The sequence below is a fragment of the Priestia endophytica genome (genome assembly GCF_026790145.1).
Taxonomy (GTDB): Bacteria; Bacillota; Bacilli; order Bacillales; family Bacillaceae_H; genus Bacillus_I; species Bacillus_I endophytica_A.
In genome coordinates this window covers 1-17,554 of sequence record NZ_JALAMS010000053.1, presented here as the reverse complement: position 1 = coordinate 17,554, position 17,554 = coordinate 1, and the positions used below count along the sequence as shown (strand labels likewise).

Genomic DNA, 17,554 nt, shown 5'->3' with positions numbered 1-17,554 from the left:
TGGGGTTTGTCTACGGTCTGAGATGCCTTTTTTAAAGGCATCTTTTTTCTATAAATGAAGAATGACTATTAATTCTCCGTAAAGACAAAGAACAGAGGGTTTCGAAAATGCCTTAATTGTAGCATAATAGAGAAGTGGAGTAACAAGCAAATAGTGGGAGGATCTAAATCATGAGAAAAACAAAAATTGTTTGTACAATTGGTCCAGCTAGTGAAAGTAAAGAAATGCTTGAAAAGTTAGTACAAGCGGGTATGAACGTTGCACGTTTAAATTTCTCGCATGGAGATTTTGAAGAGCATGGAGCTCGTATAAAAACCATTCGTGAAGTTAGTCGTGAAAGTGGTAAAACTGTAGCGATTCTTTTGGATACAAAGGGGCCTGAGATTCGAACACATACGGTAGAAAACGGTGAGATTTCGCTTTCAAAAGATGATGAAGTTATTGTATCAATGAATGAAGTTGTCGGAACTCCACAAAAGTTCTCAATTACATACAAAGGGTTAATTAATGACGTTGAGAAAGGGTCAACCATTTTATTAGATGATGGATTAATTGAACTTGAAGTAATTGATATCAACAAAAAACATGAAGAAATCCGCACAAAGGTCCGCAATCCGGGGATTTTAAAAAATAAAAAAGGTGTCAATGTACCAGGAGTGAGCGTAAATCTCCCTGGTATGACTGAGAAAGATGCAAAAGATATTAAGTTTGGTATCGATCAAGAGGTTGATTTTATTGCAGCTTCTTTTGTTCGTAGAGCTTCAGATGTACTGGAAATCCGCCAGCTTTTAGAAGAGAACGGTGGGGAGCATATTCAAATTATCCCGAAGATTGAAAATCAAGAAGGGGTAGATAATATTGATGAGATATTAGCTGTATCAGACGGCCTCATGGTCGCGCGTGGAGATTTAGGTGTTGAAATTCCTGCCGAGACTGTGCCTCTTGTCCAAAAAAGGCTAATAAAAAAATGCAACGAATTAGGAAAACCCGTTATTACGGCAACACAAATGCTTGATTCAATGCAAAGAAATCCTCGCCCAACGCGAGCGGAGGCAAGTGATGTAGCAAACGCTATTTTTGATGGAACAGACGCAATTATGCTTTCTGGTGAAACAGCAGCAGGTCATTATCCTGTTGAATCTGTGCAAACGATGAATGCTATTGCAACAAGAGTAGAAAAAGCTCTAAATTATCAAGAGCTTCTAAAAAAACGAAGTCAACAAGTTGGAGCTACTGTAACAGATGCTATTGGTCAATCTGTTGTGCATACGTCTTTGAACTTAAATGTTAATGCAATATTAGCTCCAACTGAAAGTGGTTATACAGCGAAGATGATTTCAAAGTATCGTCCTCAAGCGCAGATTATTGGGGTTACAACAGATGAAAAAGTTTTAAGAAAGCTTGCACTCGTTTGGGGAGTTCATCCTGTACTTGGCGAGAATGTGGCCACAATTGATGAATTGCTTGATATGTCAGTTCGTGCTGCTCGTAAATCAAACAATATTGAAAACGGAGATGTTGTTGTAATTACAGCAGGTGTTCCTGTTGGGAAATCTGGAACAACAAACCTTATGAAAGTGCAGGTTGTTGGAGAACTGCTTGCAAAAGGACAAGGTATTGGACGTAAATCAGCATTCGGAAAAGTAGTTGTTGCTAAAAACGCAAAAGAACTACAAGAAAAAATAACTGAAGGAAGTATTGTTGTTACAATTGGGACAGATCGAGATATGATGGATTCATTAGAAAAAGCATCAGCTATTATTACAGAAGAAGGTGGCTTAACAAGTCACGGAGCTGTTGTTGGTTTGAGTCTAGGTATTCCTGTCATTGTAGGAATTGAAAATGCAACAGAGCTCTTTAAAGATGGTCAAGATGTAACCGTTGATGGGAATGGCGGCGTTATTTATAAAGGATATGCAAGCGTGCTATAAAAGGAAAGTAGAGTCGATGTTTATGCATCGACTTTTTCTTTATAGCCGTTTTCTTTATCTTTTTAGCCATAACTCTTATAATAGAGATAGTCCTCAAATCTATTGTGAGTGGAGGAAAGGTTATGAAAAAAATTTTTCCGTTCTTTTTAGTTTTAGTATTGCTTGAAATTGCAGCCATGATTTATATAGGAAGTGCGATTGGCTTTTTTCCTACCCTTTTATTGATAGTAGCTACAAGCATAGCAGGAGCCTATTTTTCAAAAAAACAAGGTCTTCTTGTATTACAAAAAGCTCGTTATCAAATGGAACATGGTTATGTTCCTGGAGAAGAAATTATGGATGGTTTATGTGTACTCCTTGCTGGAATATTGCTTATCATTCCTGGATTTATTACAGATATAACAGGCCTTATATTCCTGCTGCCTTTTACAAGAACCCTTCTTAAGCCAATAATTTCACGCTATCTCGGCACTATTTTCCGAAATAAAGGATTTGTCATGATGCGTCGTTTTTAAATAAATATTTTACAAACAAAAGAGCTTCTACTTGTAGAAGCTCTCTGTTGTTTTAGACGTCAAATTTTCTTTTTGTTATCTAAAATAAATGCTAAGAGATGATGAAAAACTCCAACTTTGTGTATTGTGTTAAAGAAAACAAGAGAAGTGGGACCAATAATCAGACCAAAAAAGCTAAAAAGTTGAAAACCGATAAAAACAGCTATTAAGGTTGCAAGTGGATCAATTCCAATACTTGATGAAAGAACTTTTGGCTCCATGATTTGCCTTTGGACAGCAACGACTACATAAAGTACAAGCAAGCCTATTCCGAGTGCGTTATTTCCACTTAGAAAGCTATAAAGGGCCCATGGTACAAGAATGACTCCTGTTCCTAAGTAAGGAAGTAAATCAACAAAGCCAACGATAAGAGCGATAGTAATGGCATAATCAATTCGTAAAATCAATAATCCTATAAGAACGATAATAGTTGTAATCGAAATAAGCGTAAGCTGTGCTTTTAGGAATCCTGTTAGCGCAAACTTTAGTTCAATGATGATTGTACGTAGACTTTTTTTCACTTTAGGTGGGAAAACTTTATTTATTTTTCCTTTGAGCTTGTTTAAATCTTTACTAATAAAAAAAGTAGCAAGGAGGGAAAAGATGAAAAACGTAGCTGCATTTGGCAGCCATGTAAAAACAATCGGAATACTTTGTAAGAAACGTTGGATGAAAGTTCCGACTGTTTCAGACAGAGTTTCTCCAACATTTTGGATGTTCGTCATCATTGCAATTTGCTGCTCGTTTTCTAGGCTGTTGAAAAAAGAAGATAATTTATTATAAAGTGGGATAATTTGCTCTCCTAGAAACTGTTCGATGTATAAAACAAGATGAGTAAAGTTTTGAGGCACTGATTTTGCTAAATACTCAGCTCCTGCTACAATTTCAGTAAAAAGAAGCACTAATATACCTGCTACTGAACAAAAAAGAAGAAGAAGAGTCGTTAATATTGCTAAAGAACGTGGAAATCTCAGCCGATTCTCCAATAGGTTTACAAAGGGATTAATCATTAGAGAAAGGATAAAAGCAACGATAAAAGGGTAAATCAAGTGTGATAAATGATATAGGAACCAAAAGGAAAGAATGGTGAGGGAGACAACGAGTAGAATTCGACCAAATATGGAAACATAGTGTGAATTCATTTTTTTCCTCCTAGCATGTCCAGTTATTATATATTACATATGCATGATGAATTTTAGAAGTTTACAGCTGGATTTTTAAATTTTTTACATTGGAATGTGCAAAAAAATACTTTTCTGAAATAGAAAATATTTACTTTGAAAAATCAAGAAAGGTGATGAGGACGTGTTCTCACAAGCAACATTATTTTTACTTGTTTTCCTTGGAATTGCAGTCATCGCTAAGAACCAATCGCTTATTTTTGCTGTTGCTTTTTTACTTGTTATAAAACTGATTGGCCTTGATAGCAAGCTGTTTCCTTACCTACAAACTAAAGGAATTAATTTAGGAGTGACAATTATAACAATCGCAGTCCTTATCCCAATTGCTACAGGAGAAATTGGGTTCAAACAGCTTGGAGACGCTGTGAAGTCTTCCTATGCTTGGATTGCTCTAGGAGCAGGAATCGCCGTTGCGCTTATTGCAAAACATGGGTTAACGCTCCTTCAAAATGATCCTCAAATCACAGCTGCTCTTGTAATTGGAACAATTTTGGCTGTTGCCCTTTTTCAAGGAGTTGCCGTTGGGCCACTTATTGGAGCTGGAATTGCCTATATTTGTATGAAAATCGTTGAAATGTTTCAGTGAATATTTTCTTGTTATAATAAAAATTTAAAATTTATTGATACTTATCATTCACAAAAGTCTGATAATTGTTTATAATGATAGGTGAACATCATTTAACCTACCTTTTTAGCGGGCACAAAAATGACTAGCTTAAAACAGGGCTAGCTATTTTTAGTGCACGAGAAAATGAAAGCATTTTCTTTGTGAATGCTTGCTCAAGGTAAGCTTAAATGTACGATCTCAAGCGGAGAATTAACCTTTTTCTGTTCAAAAAGTCACTGTGCTGCGAATAAAAAGGAAAAATTCATACCGCAGGAGAAAAAGGGGAAATTTTTTATAGAAGGAGAGGAGAATATGACAGCAACTCGAGGTTTAGAAGGAGTCGTAGCTACAACATCAGCTGTAAGTTCAATTATTGACGATATGCTAACGTATCGAGGATACAATATTGATGATTTAACAAACTATGCTACATTTGAAGAGGTAGTTTATCTACTTTGGCATGGTAAGCTTCCTAATGAAGGTGAATTATCAGAGTTTACTAGACTGCTATCTGAAAATGCAGAGCTTCCAAAAGAAGTTGTAGATCACTTCTCAACATATCCAGTTGAGAAAGTACATCCGATGGCAGCACTAAGAACAGCTGTATCATTGTTAGGTTTGTATGATGAGGAAGCGGACAGTGTTGAAGAAGAAGCGAACTATCGCAAAGCTATTCGCTTACAGGCACAGCTTCCAACAATCGTTACGACGTTTGCACGTATAAGAAAAGGGCTTGATCCAATTGCTCCGAAAAAAGAGTACGGACTAGCGAAGAACTTTCTTTATATGTTAAATGGAGAAGAGCCAAGTGATATTGCTGTTGAAGCTTTTAATAAAGCACTTGTTCTTCATGCTGACCATGAATTGAATGCTTCGACATTTACAGGCCGTGTATGTGTTGCAACACTATCTGATATGTATTCTGGTTTAACAGCTGCAATTGGCGCTTTAAAAGGACCTCTTCATGGAGGAGCAAACGAAGCTGTAATGAAGATGCTCTCTGATATTGGTGATGTGGACAGAGTCGATTCTTACATTCAAGCTAAACTGGATGGGAAAGAGAAGATTATGGGATTTGGTCACCGTGTTTATCGAGAGGGAGATCCGCGCGCTAAACATTTAAGAAAAATGTCTAGAAAGCTTGCAGATGTAACGGGAGAAAAGAAATGGTATGAGATGTCATTGAAAATTGAAGATCTTGTTACAAGTCAAAAAGACTTACCGCCGAACGTAGATTTTTATTCTGCATCTGTCTACCATTCTTTAAAGATAGATCATGATTTATTTACACCAATTTTCGCAGTCAGTCGCGTTTCAGGATGGATTGCTCATATTCTAGAGCAGTATTCAAACAATCGTTTAATTCGTCCGCGCGCTGAATATATAGGACCTGATAAACAGGCATATGTTTCTATTGAAGATCGTTAACTAAATCGATCTTGTGCTCAGGACTTGATTTCTTGAGCACAGCACCATTTTTTTACACAATACTAGGGAGGTTATTTCCATGACACAAGGAGAAAAAATTCAAGTTAACAACGGAGTATTACAAGTACCTAATAAACCAATCATTCCATATATCGAAGGAGACGGAATCGGTCCTGATATTTGGGCGGCAGCATCAAGAGTACTAGAAGCAGCTGTTCAAAAAGCGTATAATGGAGAGCGTGGCATCGTTTGGAAGGAAGTTTTAGCTGGAGAAAAAGCTTACAATGCAACAGGCGAATGGCTTCCTGCTGAAACATTAGATGCTGTACGTGAATATATGATTGCAATTAAAGGGCCTTTAACAACTCCTGTTGGCGGAGGAATTCGTTCTTTAAACGTTGCTCTTCGTCAAGAGTTAGACTTATTTGTTTGCTTACGTCCTGTTCGCTACTTTACAGGTGTTCCATCTCCTGTTAAACGTCCTGAAGACACAGACATGGTTATCTTCCGTGAAAATACAGAAGATATTTATGCTGGTATTGAATATGAAAAAGGTTCAGAAGAAGTGAAAAAGCTTATTGACTTCCTTCAAAATGAAATGGGAGTAAATAAAATTCGCTTCCCAGAAACATCTGGTATTGGAATTAAGCCTGTATCAGAAGAGGGGACAAAACGTCTTGTACGTGGTGCAATCAACTACGCAATTAGTGAAGGACGTAAATCTGTAACCCTTGTACATAAAGGGAACATTATGAAATTTACAGAAGGCGCATTTAAAAATTGGGGCTATGAGTTAGCTGAACAAGAGTTTGGTGATAAAGTATTCACATGGGCTCAGTATGATCGCCTTGTTGAAACAGAAGGTAAAGAAGCAGCAAATAAAGCACAAGATGAGGCTGTTGAAGCTGGAAAAATCATTGTGAAAGATTCTATTGCTGATATCTTCTTACAACAAATCCTAACACGTCCAAGTGAGTTCGATGTTGTTGCAACAATGAACTTAAATGGCGACTATATTTCAGATGCTCTTGCAGCACAAGTTGGTGGAATTGGAATTGCTCCAGGAGCAAACATCAACTATGAAACTGGACATGCTATTTTCGAAGCAACACACGGTACAGCTCCGAAATACGCTGGTCTTGATAAAGTAAATCCGTCTTCTGTTATTCTTTCAGGTGTACTAATGCTTGAACACTTAGGATGGAAAGAAGCAGCAGATCTTGTAATGAGCGCAATGGATAAAACAATTGCTTCTAAAGTCGTAACATATGACTTTGCTCGTTTAATGGACGGAGCAACAGAAGTGAAATGCTCTGAGTTTGGCGATAAGCTAATTCAAAATATGGAAGAAGAAGTAACAGTATAACGTTAGAAAGTAAGAAAAAAGAGGAGGAATTGTGATGACAATGAGACGTAAGAAAATCTCCGTTATTGGTGCAGGCTTTACTGGAGCAACAACAGCATTTCTTTTAGGACAAAAAGAGCTTGGTGATGTTGTTCTTGTCGATATTCCAAATGCAGAGGGACCAACAAAAGGGAAAGCATTGGACATGCTTGAGGCTAGTCCAATTGAAGGGTTTGATTCAAACATTGTTGGCACGTCTAACTACGAAGATACGGCAAATTCTGATGTTGTCATCATTACAGCAGGTATCGCTCGTAAGCCAGGAATGAGCCGCGATGATCTTGTTACAACAAACCAAAAAGTAATGAAAAGTGTAACGCAAGAAATTGTAAAGTATTCGCCAGATTGTCATATCATTGTATTAACAAATCCTGTTGATGCGATGACATACACAGTGTATAAAGAATCTGGTTTCCCGAAAAACCGCGTTATTGGTCAATCAGGGGTGCTTGACACTGGACGTTTCCGTACGTTTGTTGCGCAAGAGTTAAACGTATCTGTTAAAGATGTAACAGGTTTCGTTCTTGGTGGACATGGAGACGATATGGTACCGCTTGTGCGCTACTCTTACGCAGGCGGAATTCCACTTGAAACACTTATTCCGAAAGAGCGCCTAGACGCTATTGTAGAGCGTACAAGAAAAGGCGGCGGTGAAATTGTTGGTTTATTAGGAAACGGAAGTGCTTATTACGCACCAGCAGCTTCATTAGTAGAAATGACGGAAGCAATTGTGAAAGATCAGCGCCGTATCTTACCTTCCATTGCATACCTTGAAGGTGAATATGGATACCAAGGAATTTACCTTGGCGTTCCGACCGTTCTAGGTGGAAATGGAATTGAACAAGTTATTGAGCTAGAATTAACAGATACTGAACGTGCTCAACTTGATCAATCTGCAGAATCTGTTAAAAAAGTAATGAGCGTACTTGTATAATAAAAAAAGAAAGGTTCGGAGGCATATCTCCGAGCCTTTCTTTTTAAATATTAATGTAAGCGATTTCAATTTAAGGAGGCGTTTATGTGTTAGGAAAAAGAGTAAAACTTGGCAGGTTTATAGAAGAGCTTTCTGTTGGTGAAACATTTTTAAAAGAGGAAAAGATGGAGGATAGAGAGCTACTTTTATATTTAGGATTAACAGACGATGCTAACCCATTATATATTCAACATGATTATGCAGCGCAAACTCCTGTGAAAAAACCAATTGTTCCCTCTATTATGCTCTCAGGTATGATTACTTCTACAATATCCAAACACTTTCCAGGACCAGGGAGCCAAATTTTAAGTCAATCTCTTCAATTTATACATCCTGTTTACCATTATGAAACGATCGAAATTTCGCTTAAAATCCTAGAATTAAATCGAGGTTCTGAAACCATTAAAATAGACGTAGTAGCAAATAAAGATAATCGCAGTGTTATAAAAGGAGAAATTCTAGTACGTACTCCATATCGGCCAAAAGAGTTAGACGAATACGTATTTCAGAACTTCTAGAAGCGATCCCTTAGACCATTTCCAATAGCAGCTATAAATAAATTGGAAAATGGTCTTTTTCCCTTTGAGAAGTTTAAAAATTCATTGTATGATTATAATGAATGGAAAAAAACTTGTTAAAAGTTTAACGTGAGCGGAGGCGCATATGGGTAAAAAGCTATTAGTAGTGGATGATGAACAATCTATCGTAACGTTATTACAGTATAACTTACAGCAAGCAGGCTTTGAAGTTTTAACAGCTATGGATGGGGAAGAAGGGCTAGAGTTAGCAAACAGCCAGGAGCTTGATTTAATTGTACTAGATTTAATGCTTCCAAAGATGGATGGGATTGAAGTATGTAAAAAGCTTCGTCAACAAAAAGTGATGGTTCCCATCTTAATGCTAACAGCTAAAGATGATGAGTTTGATAAAGTACTAGGTCTTGAACTTGGTGCAGACGACTATATGACAAAACCGTTTAGCCCACGAGAAGTTGTAGCTCGTGTGAAGGCCATATTAAGAAGAACACAGTTTGCCCCACAGCAAAGTGAGGAAACATCTGGACTTGGTGATGAAGTTTTTATTGGATCACTTCGAATTTTACCAGAGCACTATGAGGCTTATTTTGAAGGAAACCGCATTGAACTTACTCCAAAAGAATTTGAACTTCTATTATATTTAGCGAAACATAAAGGACGAGTATTAACTCGTGATCAGTTATTAAGCGCTGTATGGAATTACGATTTTGCGGGAGATACAAGAATTGTGGATGTTCATATTAGTCATCTACGAGAAAAAATTGAGCGTAACTCAAGAAAACCTGTTTATATTAAAACAATTCGAGGATTAGGATACAAGCTAGAGGAGCCTAAATCGGATGAATAGATTTCGCTCTCGTCTCCTATTTGCTTTGCTTACTCTAATTATTATCGTGCTTATTGGACTAGGTCTTTTGCTTGGCCAGCTTTTCAAAAGCTTTTATGTCCAAAACTTTCACAATCGATTAGAAAAAGAAGTAAGCCTTGTTGAAATTATCGTCTCTGAAAAAGGGCTGGGTTCAAAAGAGCTTCATGATGAACTTGATTCAATAAGCAAAATTTTAAGAGCGAGAGCTACCGTTTTCTCTGATAAGGGGAAGATTTTATTAGATTCAAATGGAGCAAATCTTCCTGTAACAGATAAAGATTTACAGGATTTTGTGAAAAAACGTATTAATGAGCAAGATGGGGTTGTACGTGAAGGTGGTAACTCTGAAGTTTATTATTACGGTGCACCAATCGTTCAAAATGATCAAAAGGTAGGTAGCGTTGTATTAAGCGCTTCTATAGATTCGTTAGACGAAATTAATACACAAATTTGGGGAGTTTTGATTGGTAGTTTAGGAATGGCCCTTGTTGTTATTTTACTTTTAGGGGTCAAAATTATGAATCAATACACAAAACCAATTGAATCCGCAACAAAAGTTGCGATGGAGCTTGCACGTGGGAACTATAAAGCTCGTACATATGAAGACTATGTTGATGAAACAGGAATGCTAAGTCAAGCAATTAACATTTTAGCACGGAATTTACAGGAGCTTATTGCTTCACAAGAAGTGCAGCAAGATAGATTAAGGACGCTTATTGAAAATATGGATAGCGGTCTTATTTTGATTGATGAAAAAGGCTATATTAATCTTATTAATCGCTCATATAAAGATACATTTAAGATTAATCCAACAGATTATCTTTATCAGCTGTATTACGAGGCTTTTTCACACCGCGAAATTGCAGCGATTGTCGAAGAGATTTTTATGACAGAGCTTCGAGTCCGAAAAAGTATTGTGATTCCGATCAATATTGAACGTCGTCATTTTGAAGTATATGGATCACCTATTATCGGGCTGAATGATGAATGGAAAGGTATTATCCTTGTTTTTCATGATGTTACAGAGTTGAAGAAACTAGAACAAATGAGAAAAGACTTTGTAGCGAATGTATCGCATGAGCTAAAAACGCCAATTACGTCTATTACAGGGTTTAGTGAGACCCTACTCGAAGGTGCCGGGAATGATGAGGAGATTAGAAATCAATTTCTAAAAATCATTCACAAAGAAGGTCAACGGATGCAAAGCCTTATTCAAGACTTGCTCGATTTATCTAAAATTGAGCAGCAAGGTTATAAACTTACGATTGCAGAAGTTAATCTAGTAGAAGTGATTGAAGAAATTATCATGATTTTAAAAGAAAAAGCAAAATCAAAAGGGATTGAGCTTGCTTTTTATCATGAAAAAGAAGAAATGTTTATTGAAGCAGATAGTGAACGTTTAAAGCAAATCTTTATTAACCTTATTAATAATGCAATTACGTATACGCCAAGTGGTGGAAAAGTCACGTTAAAGATGATGGATGGTCGCCAGGATGTTAAAGTATTGGTGGGAGATACTGGAATTGGTGTATCAGAAGAAGAAATCCCCCGTATTTTTGAACGATTTTACCGGGTAGACAGAGCAAGAAGCCGAAATTCAGGTGGAACAGGCCTTGGACTTGCTATTGTAAAACACTTAATTGAAGCACATCATGGACAAATTGATGTGGAAAGTGCTGTTGGAGAAGGCACAACTTTTAAAGTGAATCTTAAAAAGAAACAAGGAAAATAACCACCTTGTTTGGATATGGGATGAAAGTTTACATCAATTTTACAAACGATTTAACTAGGATTAACATTCTATTGGTAAAGTAATAAGTGGAAACCCCTTCATCCAAGGAGCCAATGTTGATAGGTGAAAACAGACTAATCTGTTTTCACCTCTTTTTTTATGTTTATAAAAAGGACTGAATTTTTCTTTCTATGAGAGATTTTGATACAATACTAATAAGTGAAAGAAAGATGGAGGACGAAAAATGACCAAAAAGCTTGTCTTAGTTGATGGAAATAGCATTGCTTATCGCGCATTTTTTGCATTGCCGCTGTTAAGCAATGATAAAGGTATTCATACAAATGCAATTTACGGCTTTACTACGATATTGACACGTATTTTAGAAGAAGAAAAACCAACCCATATGCTTGTTGCATTTGATGCTGGAAAAACAACGTTTCGACATAAAACATTTACAGAATATAAAGGTGGACGTCAAAAGACACCGCCAGAGCTGTCTGAACAATTTTCATTTATTAGAGAGCTGCTTGATGTATACGGTATTTCTCGCTATGAATTAACAAATTATGAAGCTGATGATATTATTGGCACGCTTTCTTTAACAGCAGAGAAAGAAGATTTCGAAGTCAAAGTAATTACAGGAGACAAAGATTTACTTCAGCTTGTTTCTCCTAAAACAACAGTAGCAATTACCAAAAAAGGAATTACAGAAGTAGATGCATTTACTCCTGGAAAAATTGATGAAACATACGGTATTTCCTCAAATCAAATTATTGATATGAAGGGATTAATGGGAGATAAATCAGATAACATTCCAGGAGTAGAGGGGATTGGAGAAAAAACGGCCCTTAAACTTCTAAAAGAGTTCGGATCAGTTGAAGAAGTGCTAAACTCCATCGATCAGATTAGCGGAAAAAAAATGAAAGAGCGTCTTGAAGAAAATAAAGAAACAGCTTTAATGAGCAAAGAGCTTGCCACAATTATGCGTGATTCACCAATTGAAATTTCTTTAGCTGAAACAGAATATAAAGGCTATGATAAAGAAAAGCTTATTGCTCTTTATAAGGAACTAGGATTTAAATCAATGCTCGAGAAGCTTGATGTAGAGGTGACAGAAAGCGCAGAGCTTCAAGAAATTCATCCAACAGTTTTAAAAGAGGTAAAAGAAGAGCATCTTGAAGGGAATGTAGCATTAACAGTTGAGCTTTTTGATGAAAATTATCATCACGGAGATATCCTAGGTTTTGGCCTAGTAGGTGAGAAGGAAAGCTATTATATTGACTGTGATACAGCTCTACAATCAGAAGTTTTTGTGAAATGGTTAGAAGACGAAAGTAAGAAAAAAGCTGTTTTTGATATAAAAAGGGCAGCTGTAGCGCTGAAGTGGAATCATGTAGACCTCCGTGGAGTAGATTTTGACTTGCTTATTGCTGCTTATTTAATAGATCCTGCACAGTCTCATGAGGATGTAGCAGCAGTTGCCAAACTAAAAGGTTATGGTGGACAAGTTCAAGGAGATGAAGAAGTATACGGAAAAGGTGCCAAGCGAGCAGTGCCGAATGAAGAGTCTCTTGCTGAACATGCCGTTCGTAAAGCTTTTATGATTAAAACATTAAAGGAACCGTTTTTAAAAGATCTAGAAGAGAATAACCAGCTGTCTCTTTTCAATGATCTTGAAATGCCCCTTGCCCTTGTATTAGGAGAAATGGAAGTACAAGGAGTTCATATGGATATGAACCGTCTTGAAGAAATGGGGAAAGAAATCGGAGAGCGTCTGAGTGAATATGAAAAAAACATTTATGCATTAGCAGGAGAAGAATTTAATATTAATTCACCAAAACAGCTTGGAGTTGTCCTTTTTGAAAACTTAGGTCTTCCACCAATTAAAAAAACAAAAACAGGATATTCTACATCAGCAGACGTGCTAGAAAAGTTGGCAAGTAAGCATGAAATTGTGTCTGAAATTCTTCAATACCGCCAGCTAGGAAAACTTCAGTCCACATATATTGAAGGATTGAAGAAAGTAGTGTATAAAGAAACAAATAAAGTGCATACACGTTTTAACCAAACGCTAACACAAACAGGTCGGTTAAGTTCTACAGATCCCAACTTACAAAATATCCCTATTCGTCTTGAGGAAGGGAAGAAGATTCGTCAAGCTTTCGTACCTTCACATGAAGGGTGGATGATTTTCGCTGCCGACTATTCGCAAATTGAACTGCGCGTTCTTGCTCATATTGCACAGGATGAGAAGCTTATTAACGCATTTAAACACGACCTTGATATTCATACCCAAACAGCTATGGATGTTTTCAAAGTTGAGCGTGACGAAGTAACAGACAATATGCGCCGCCAAGCAAAAGCAGTCAATTTTGGTATTGTATATGGAATTAGTGATTACGGCTTATCACAAAGCTTGAATATCTCAAGAAAAGAAGCACAGGAATTCATTGATCGTTATCTAGAAAGTTTCCCAGGCGTTCAAGCTTATATGGATAATATTATCCAAGATGCCAAGGAAGCAGGATATGTCACAACACTTCTTCATCGTCGTCGCTATCTTCCAGAGCTTACAAGTCGTAACTTTAACTTAAGAAGCTTTGCAGAACGTACGGCTATGAACACACCAATTCAAGGAAGTGCAGCAGATATTATTAAAAAAGCTATGCTTGAAGTGCAAAAGCGTCTTAAAGAGGAAGAGTTAGAAGCAAAACTTCTTCTTCAAGTCCATGATGAACTAATTTTTGAGGCTCCGACAAGTGAGATTGAGAGACTTCAAAAACTTGTACCAGAAGTGATGGAACATGCTATTGAATTAAGCGTGCCGTTGAAAGTTGATCATGCGTACGGAGAAACGTGGTTTGACGCTAAATAGTAAAAGTACAATCAGTGAAGGGAAACTTTTCCCTTCACTAATTATGTTTAACAACATATAAGAAAGAAGGGACATCAATGCCAGAACTACCAGAAGTCGAAACCGTTCGTAAGACACTTGTAAATCTTGTGAGTGGAAAAACAATTACAAGAGTGAACGTTCTTTGGCCGAATATTATTAAGCGTCCTGTTGAAGTTGCTCAATTCACAGATGCTTTAATAAATCAAAAGATTCATGACATTGGACGAAGAGGGAAATTTCTTCTTTTTTATCTCGATGATTATACACTTGTATCTCATTTAAGAATGGAAGGAAAATATCGTCTTGTCGAGCAAGGGGAAGATCTTAACAAACATGATCACGTTATGATGCTTTTCAGTGATGGAACAGAGCTTCGTTATAATGACGTTCGAAAGTTTGGAACACTTCATCTTTTTAAAAAAGGAACAGAGTTTGATTCAGGTCCGCTTGTTGGGTTAGGACCAGAGCCTTTTGCAGAAGAGTTTACAACTGCATCTCTACAAGCAGGATTAGCGAAAACGAATCGGAAAGTAAAAGTAGCCTTACTAGATCAGAAAATTGTTGTAGGCCTTGGGAATATCTATGTAGATGAAGCACTGTTTAGAGCGGGAATTCACCCTGAACGTGTTTCACACACACTTGGTGAAGAAGATATTGTTCGTCTGCACCAAGAAATTATCGCAACGCTTGCTGAGGCAGTAGAAAAGGGTGGAAGTACAATTCGTTCTTATGTGAATACACAAGGAGAAATTGGAACATTCCAACATCAACATTTTGTATATGGGAAAAAAGGCGAGCCTTGCCAAAATTGTGGAACAGAAATTGAGAAATTTACTGTAGGCGGACGTGGAACCCATATTTGTCCATCATGCCAACCTTTTCCTAGAATATAATAAGTATATAAACTTCATCAGCTTTTAATAACAATGGATGGGCTTCTTCCATATAGTAATCGTAAAGAACTGGAAGGAGCCTAGTAATGACAGCACAACTTTCTTTATTTTTATTAGCATTTGCTGTAAGTCTTGATAGCTTCAGCGTTGGCGTAACATATGGATTACGCCGCATGGGGCTGCCTTTTAAATCCATCATTATTATTGCTTGTTTTTCTATGTTTTCTCTTGTTTTTTCAATGTTTGTTGGAAAAGGCCTTTCTGCTGTTTTTTCACCAGACGTAATGGAGAAAATAGGCGGTGGAATTTTAATATTTCTTGGTGGATGGGTATTATTTCAATTTTTTCAGCAGTCAGATGAGCCCCATAATAGAGTAGGCCCAAAAGTGCTCCTTGATTGGGAAATCAAATCATTAGGAGTAGTTGTCCACATTTTAAGAAAACCAACTTCAGCGGACTTTGATCGGTCAGGATCTGTTACAGGGATAGAGGCTGTTATGCTTGGTTTAGCCCTCTCGCTTGATGCTTTTGGGGCAGGAGTAGGAGCTTCCCTTTTAGGATATTCAACTATCTATCTTGCTATAGTTGTTGGAATTATGAGCGCGCTCCTTTTGTATGCTGGTTTGAAATGTGGAAATGCTTTTTCAAAACTTAGTTGGATGAAGTTTTTTTCATTTTTACCAGGTGTGTTACTTATTGTACTTGGAATATGGAAAATGTAAAAAGTGAAAGGACGAAGAAACATGGCCATTACAGTTGGATTAACAGGAGGAATTGCAAGCGGGAAAAGTACCGTTTCCGCTATATTGAGAGAGCATAATATTCCTGTTATTGATGCAGATATTATTGCACGTGAAGTTGTAGAACCAGGAAAAGAAGCTTATAACCAAATTGTTAAACGTTTTGGTCGTGATATTCTTGAAAAAGATGGGACACTTAATCGCAGTGCTCTCGGAGAGATTGTGTTTAATGATGAGCAAAAAAGACAGCAACTCAACGCTATTGTTCATCCAGCAGTGAGAAAAGAAATGCTTTCTAAAAGAGATCATTATTTGCAGCATAAAAGAAACGTTATATTAGATATACCGCTTTTATTTGAAAGTAATCTAACCCATCTTGTTGATAAAGTACTGCTTGTATATGTCGATGAAGAGGTACAGCTTAAACGTTTAATAGAGCGAAATGGCTTTAGTGAACGTGAAGCACTAGCACGTATAAAAGCGCAGGATTCTCTTAAGGATAAAGTTGCAAAATCGGATGAAGTTATTAATAATAATGGTTCAAAAGAAGAAACAAGGAAGAAAGTTACACATATTATTGACAGTTGGAACTTAAAATAGTTAAAAGAGGTCATCTCTTTTAGCTATTTTTTTTGAAATGTGTTTTTTAACTATAGCGTTTTCTTTTTAATGTGTTATACTTAAGTGACAATAAAAGATAAAAAGTATAACATAATTAGAGAGGGGAATGGCTATGAAGGCAAAAGTAGCAATTAATGGATTCGGAAGAATTGGTAGAATGGTATTCAGAAGCCTAATAAAAGAAAGCGGTGTTGATGTTGTAGCAATTAATGCAAGTTATCCAGCTGAAATACTCGCCCATCTTATAAAGTATGACACAATTCATGGTAAATTCGACGGTGAAGTCATTCCTTTAGAGAAAGAGCTTCTTGTAGACGGAAAGAAAGTGCTGCTTTTAAACTCGAGAGATCCTCTTTTGCTTCCATGGGGAGATTTAGGAGTAGATATTGTTATTGAAGCAACTGGAAAGTTCAATTCAAGAGATAAAGCACAGCTTCATATTGATGCAGGGGCGAAAAAAGTAGTGTTAACAGCTCCAGGAAAACAAGAAGATATAACAGTTGTAATGGGTGTGAACGAGGAAAAATTAGATTTGGAGAAACATCATATTATTTCAAATGCTTCATGTACAACAAACTGTTTGGCACCTGTCGTAAAAGTTCTCGATGAGAATTTTGGAATTGAAAACGGCTTAATGACAACTGTTCATGCTTATACAAATGATCAAAAAAATATTGATAACCCACATAAAGATTTGCGACGTGCGCGTGCATGCGGCCAATCAATAATTCCAACATCAACCGGAGCAGCAAAAGCTCTTTCACTTGTACTTCCTCATATGAAAGGTAAAATGCATGGAATGGCTCTTCGTGTGCCAACGCCAAATGTTTCACTTGTCGATCTTGTTGTGGATGTGCAAAAGAACGTAACGATTGAAGAAGTTAATAAAGCATTCCAGCAAGCTGCTTCAACGAACTTACGAGGCATATTAGATTTTTCAGAAGAGCCGCTTGTTTCAATTGACTATAATACAAATCCTTTCTCAGCTATTGTTGATGGACTATCAACTCTTGTGGTGGCTGATCGGAAAATTAAAGTATTAGCATGGTATGATAACGAATGGGGATACTCCAAAAGAGTTGTCGACCTTGTTAAGTTAGTGGGAACAGAGCTTTTTCAACAAGCTGAACTTGGGATGAGTTAGAAAAAAGCCCACCTTAATGGTGGGCTTTTCAGCTTGTAGACAAAG

Annotated in this window: 15 protein-coding genes; 14 read left to right on the top strand and 1 reads right to left on the bottom strand. The window is 37.0% G+C overall.

All coding sequences use genetic code 11. From position 1 onward, the window contains the following. The first annotated feature begins 170 nt into the window (after positions 1–170). Complete coding sequence (gene pyk / locus MOC86_RS24765; RefSeq protein ID WP_268586572.1) at positions 171–1,931, top strand: pyruvate kinase; 1,761 nt, start codon at positions 171–173, stop codon at positions 1,929–1,931. 122 nt (positions 1,932–2,053) lie between these two features. Next, positions 2,054–2,446 carry an FxsA family protein gene (locus MOC86_RS24760; protein WP_268586571.1) on the top strand — a complete coding sequence of 131 codons (393 nt, stop codon included), beginning with the start codon at positions 2,054–2,056 and terminating at the stop codon, positions 2,444–2,446. Between the two features lie 59 nt (positions 2,447–2,505). On the opposite strand, the gene ytvI is transcribed toward MOC86_RS24760, so the two are convergent. Then, the gene (ytvI, locus tag MOC86_RS24755) at positions 2,506–3,627 is read right to left on the bottom strand and encodes a sporulation integral membrane protein YtvI (RefSeq protein ID WP_268586570.1); all 1,122 of its coding nucleotides are present in this window, start codon (positions 3,625–3,627) and stop codon (positions 2,506–2,508) included. A 163-nt stretch (positions 3,628–3,790) separates the two neighbouring features. On the opposite strand from ytvI, the gene MOC86_RS24750 reads away from it, so the two are divergent. From MOC86_RS24750 to MOC86_RS24695, 12 genes are all read left to right on the top strand, one after another. Then, entirely contained in the window at positions 3,791–4,252 is a 462-nt protein-coding gene (locus MOC86_RS24750; protein WP_113749567.1) for a DUF441 domain-containing protein, read from the top strand. A 333-nt stretch (positions 4,253–4,585) separates the two neighbouring features. Then, positions 4,586–5,701 (top strand): citrate synthase, encoded by a 1,116-nt coding sequence (citZ, locus tag MOC86_RS24745; protein WP_268586569.1) that lies wholly within the window; start codon positions 4,586–4,588, stop codon positions 5,699–5,701. A 73-nt stretch (positions 5,702–5,774) separates the two neighbouring features. After that, the gene (gene icd / locus MOC86_RS24740; protein WP_268586573.1) at positions 5,775–7,067 is read left to right on the top strand and encodes an NADP-dependent isocitrate dehydrogenase; all 1,293 of its coding nucleotides are present in this window, start codon (positions 5,775–5,777) and stop codon (positions 7,065–7,067) included. Between the two features lie 34 nt (positions 7,068–7,101). Further along, positions 7,102–8,040: a malate dehydrogenase gene (gene mdh / locus MOC86_RS24735; protein WP_268586568.1), complete on the top strand. Its 939-nt coding sequence runs from the start codon at positions 7,102–7,104 to the stop codon at positions 8,038–8,040. Positions 8,041–8,126: 86 nt separating this feature from the next. Then, positions 8,127–8,597, top strand: coding sequence for a MaoC/PaaZ C-terminal domain-containing protein (locus MOC86_RS24730; RefSeq protein WP_268586567.1), 471 nt, complete (start codon positions 8,127–8,129; stop codon positions 8,595–8,597). Between the two features lie 145 nt (positions 8,598–8,742). Continuing rightward, the gene (locus MOC86_RS24725; protein WP_019391221.1) at positions 8,743–9,462 is read left to right on the top strand and encodes a response regulator transcription factor; all 720 of its coding nucleotides are present in this window, start codon (positions 8,743–8,745) and stop codon (positions 9,460–9,462) included. Further along, positions 9,455–11,215 (top strand): two-component system histidine kinase PnpS, encoded by a 1,761-nt coding sequence (pnpS, locus tag MOC86_RS24720; protein ID WP_268586566.1) that lies wholly within the window; start codon positions 9,455–9,457, stop codon positions 11,213–11,215. The genes MOC86_RS24725 and pnpS overlap by 8 nt, the downstream gene beginning before the upstream one ends. Positions 11,216–11,459: 244 nt before the next feature. After that, positions 11,460–14,090 carry a DNA polymerase I gene (polA, locus tag MOC86_RS24715; RefSeq protein WP_268586565.1) on the top strand — a complete coding sequence of 877 codons (2,631 nt, stop codon included), beginning with the start codon at positions 11,460–11,462 and terminating at the stop codon, positions 14,088–14,090. A 77-nt stretch (positions 14,091–14,167) separates the two neighbouring features. After that, positions 14,168–15,004 (top strand): DNA-formamidopyrimidine glycosylase, encoded by an 837-nt coding sequence (gene mutM / locus MOC86_RS24710; protein WP_268586564.1) that lies wholly within the window; start codon positions 14,168–14,170, stop codon positions 15,002–15,004. Positions 15,005–15,090: 86 nt separating this feature from the next. Further along, positions 15,091–15,726, top strand: coding sequence for a sporulation membrane protein YtaF (gene ytaF / locus MOC86_RS24705; protein WP_243517254.1), 636 nt, complete (start codon positions 15,091–15,093; stop codon positions 15,724–15,726). Between the two features lie 21 nt (positions 15,727–15,747). Further along, positions 15,748–16,344, top strand: coding sequence for a dephospho-CoA kinase (gene coaE, locus MOC86_RS24700; protein WP_268586563.1), 597 nt, complete (start codon positions 15,748–15,750; stop codon positions 16,342–16,344). A gap of 133 nt (positions 16,345–16,477) precedes the next feature. Continuing rightward, entirely contained in the window at positions 16,478–17,509 is a 1,032-nt protein-coding gene (locus MOC86_RS24695) for a glyceraldehyde-3-phosphate dehydrogenase (RefSeq protein ID WP_268586562.1), read from the top strand. The last annotated feature ends 45 nt before the right edge of the window (positions 17,510–17,554 follow it).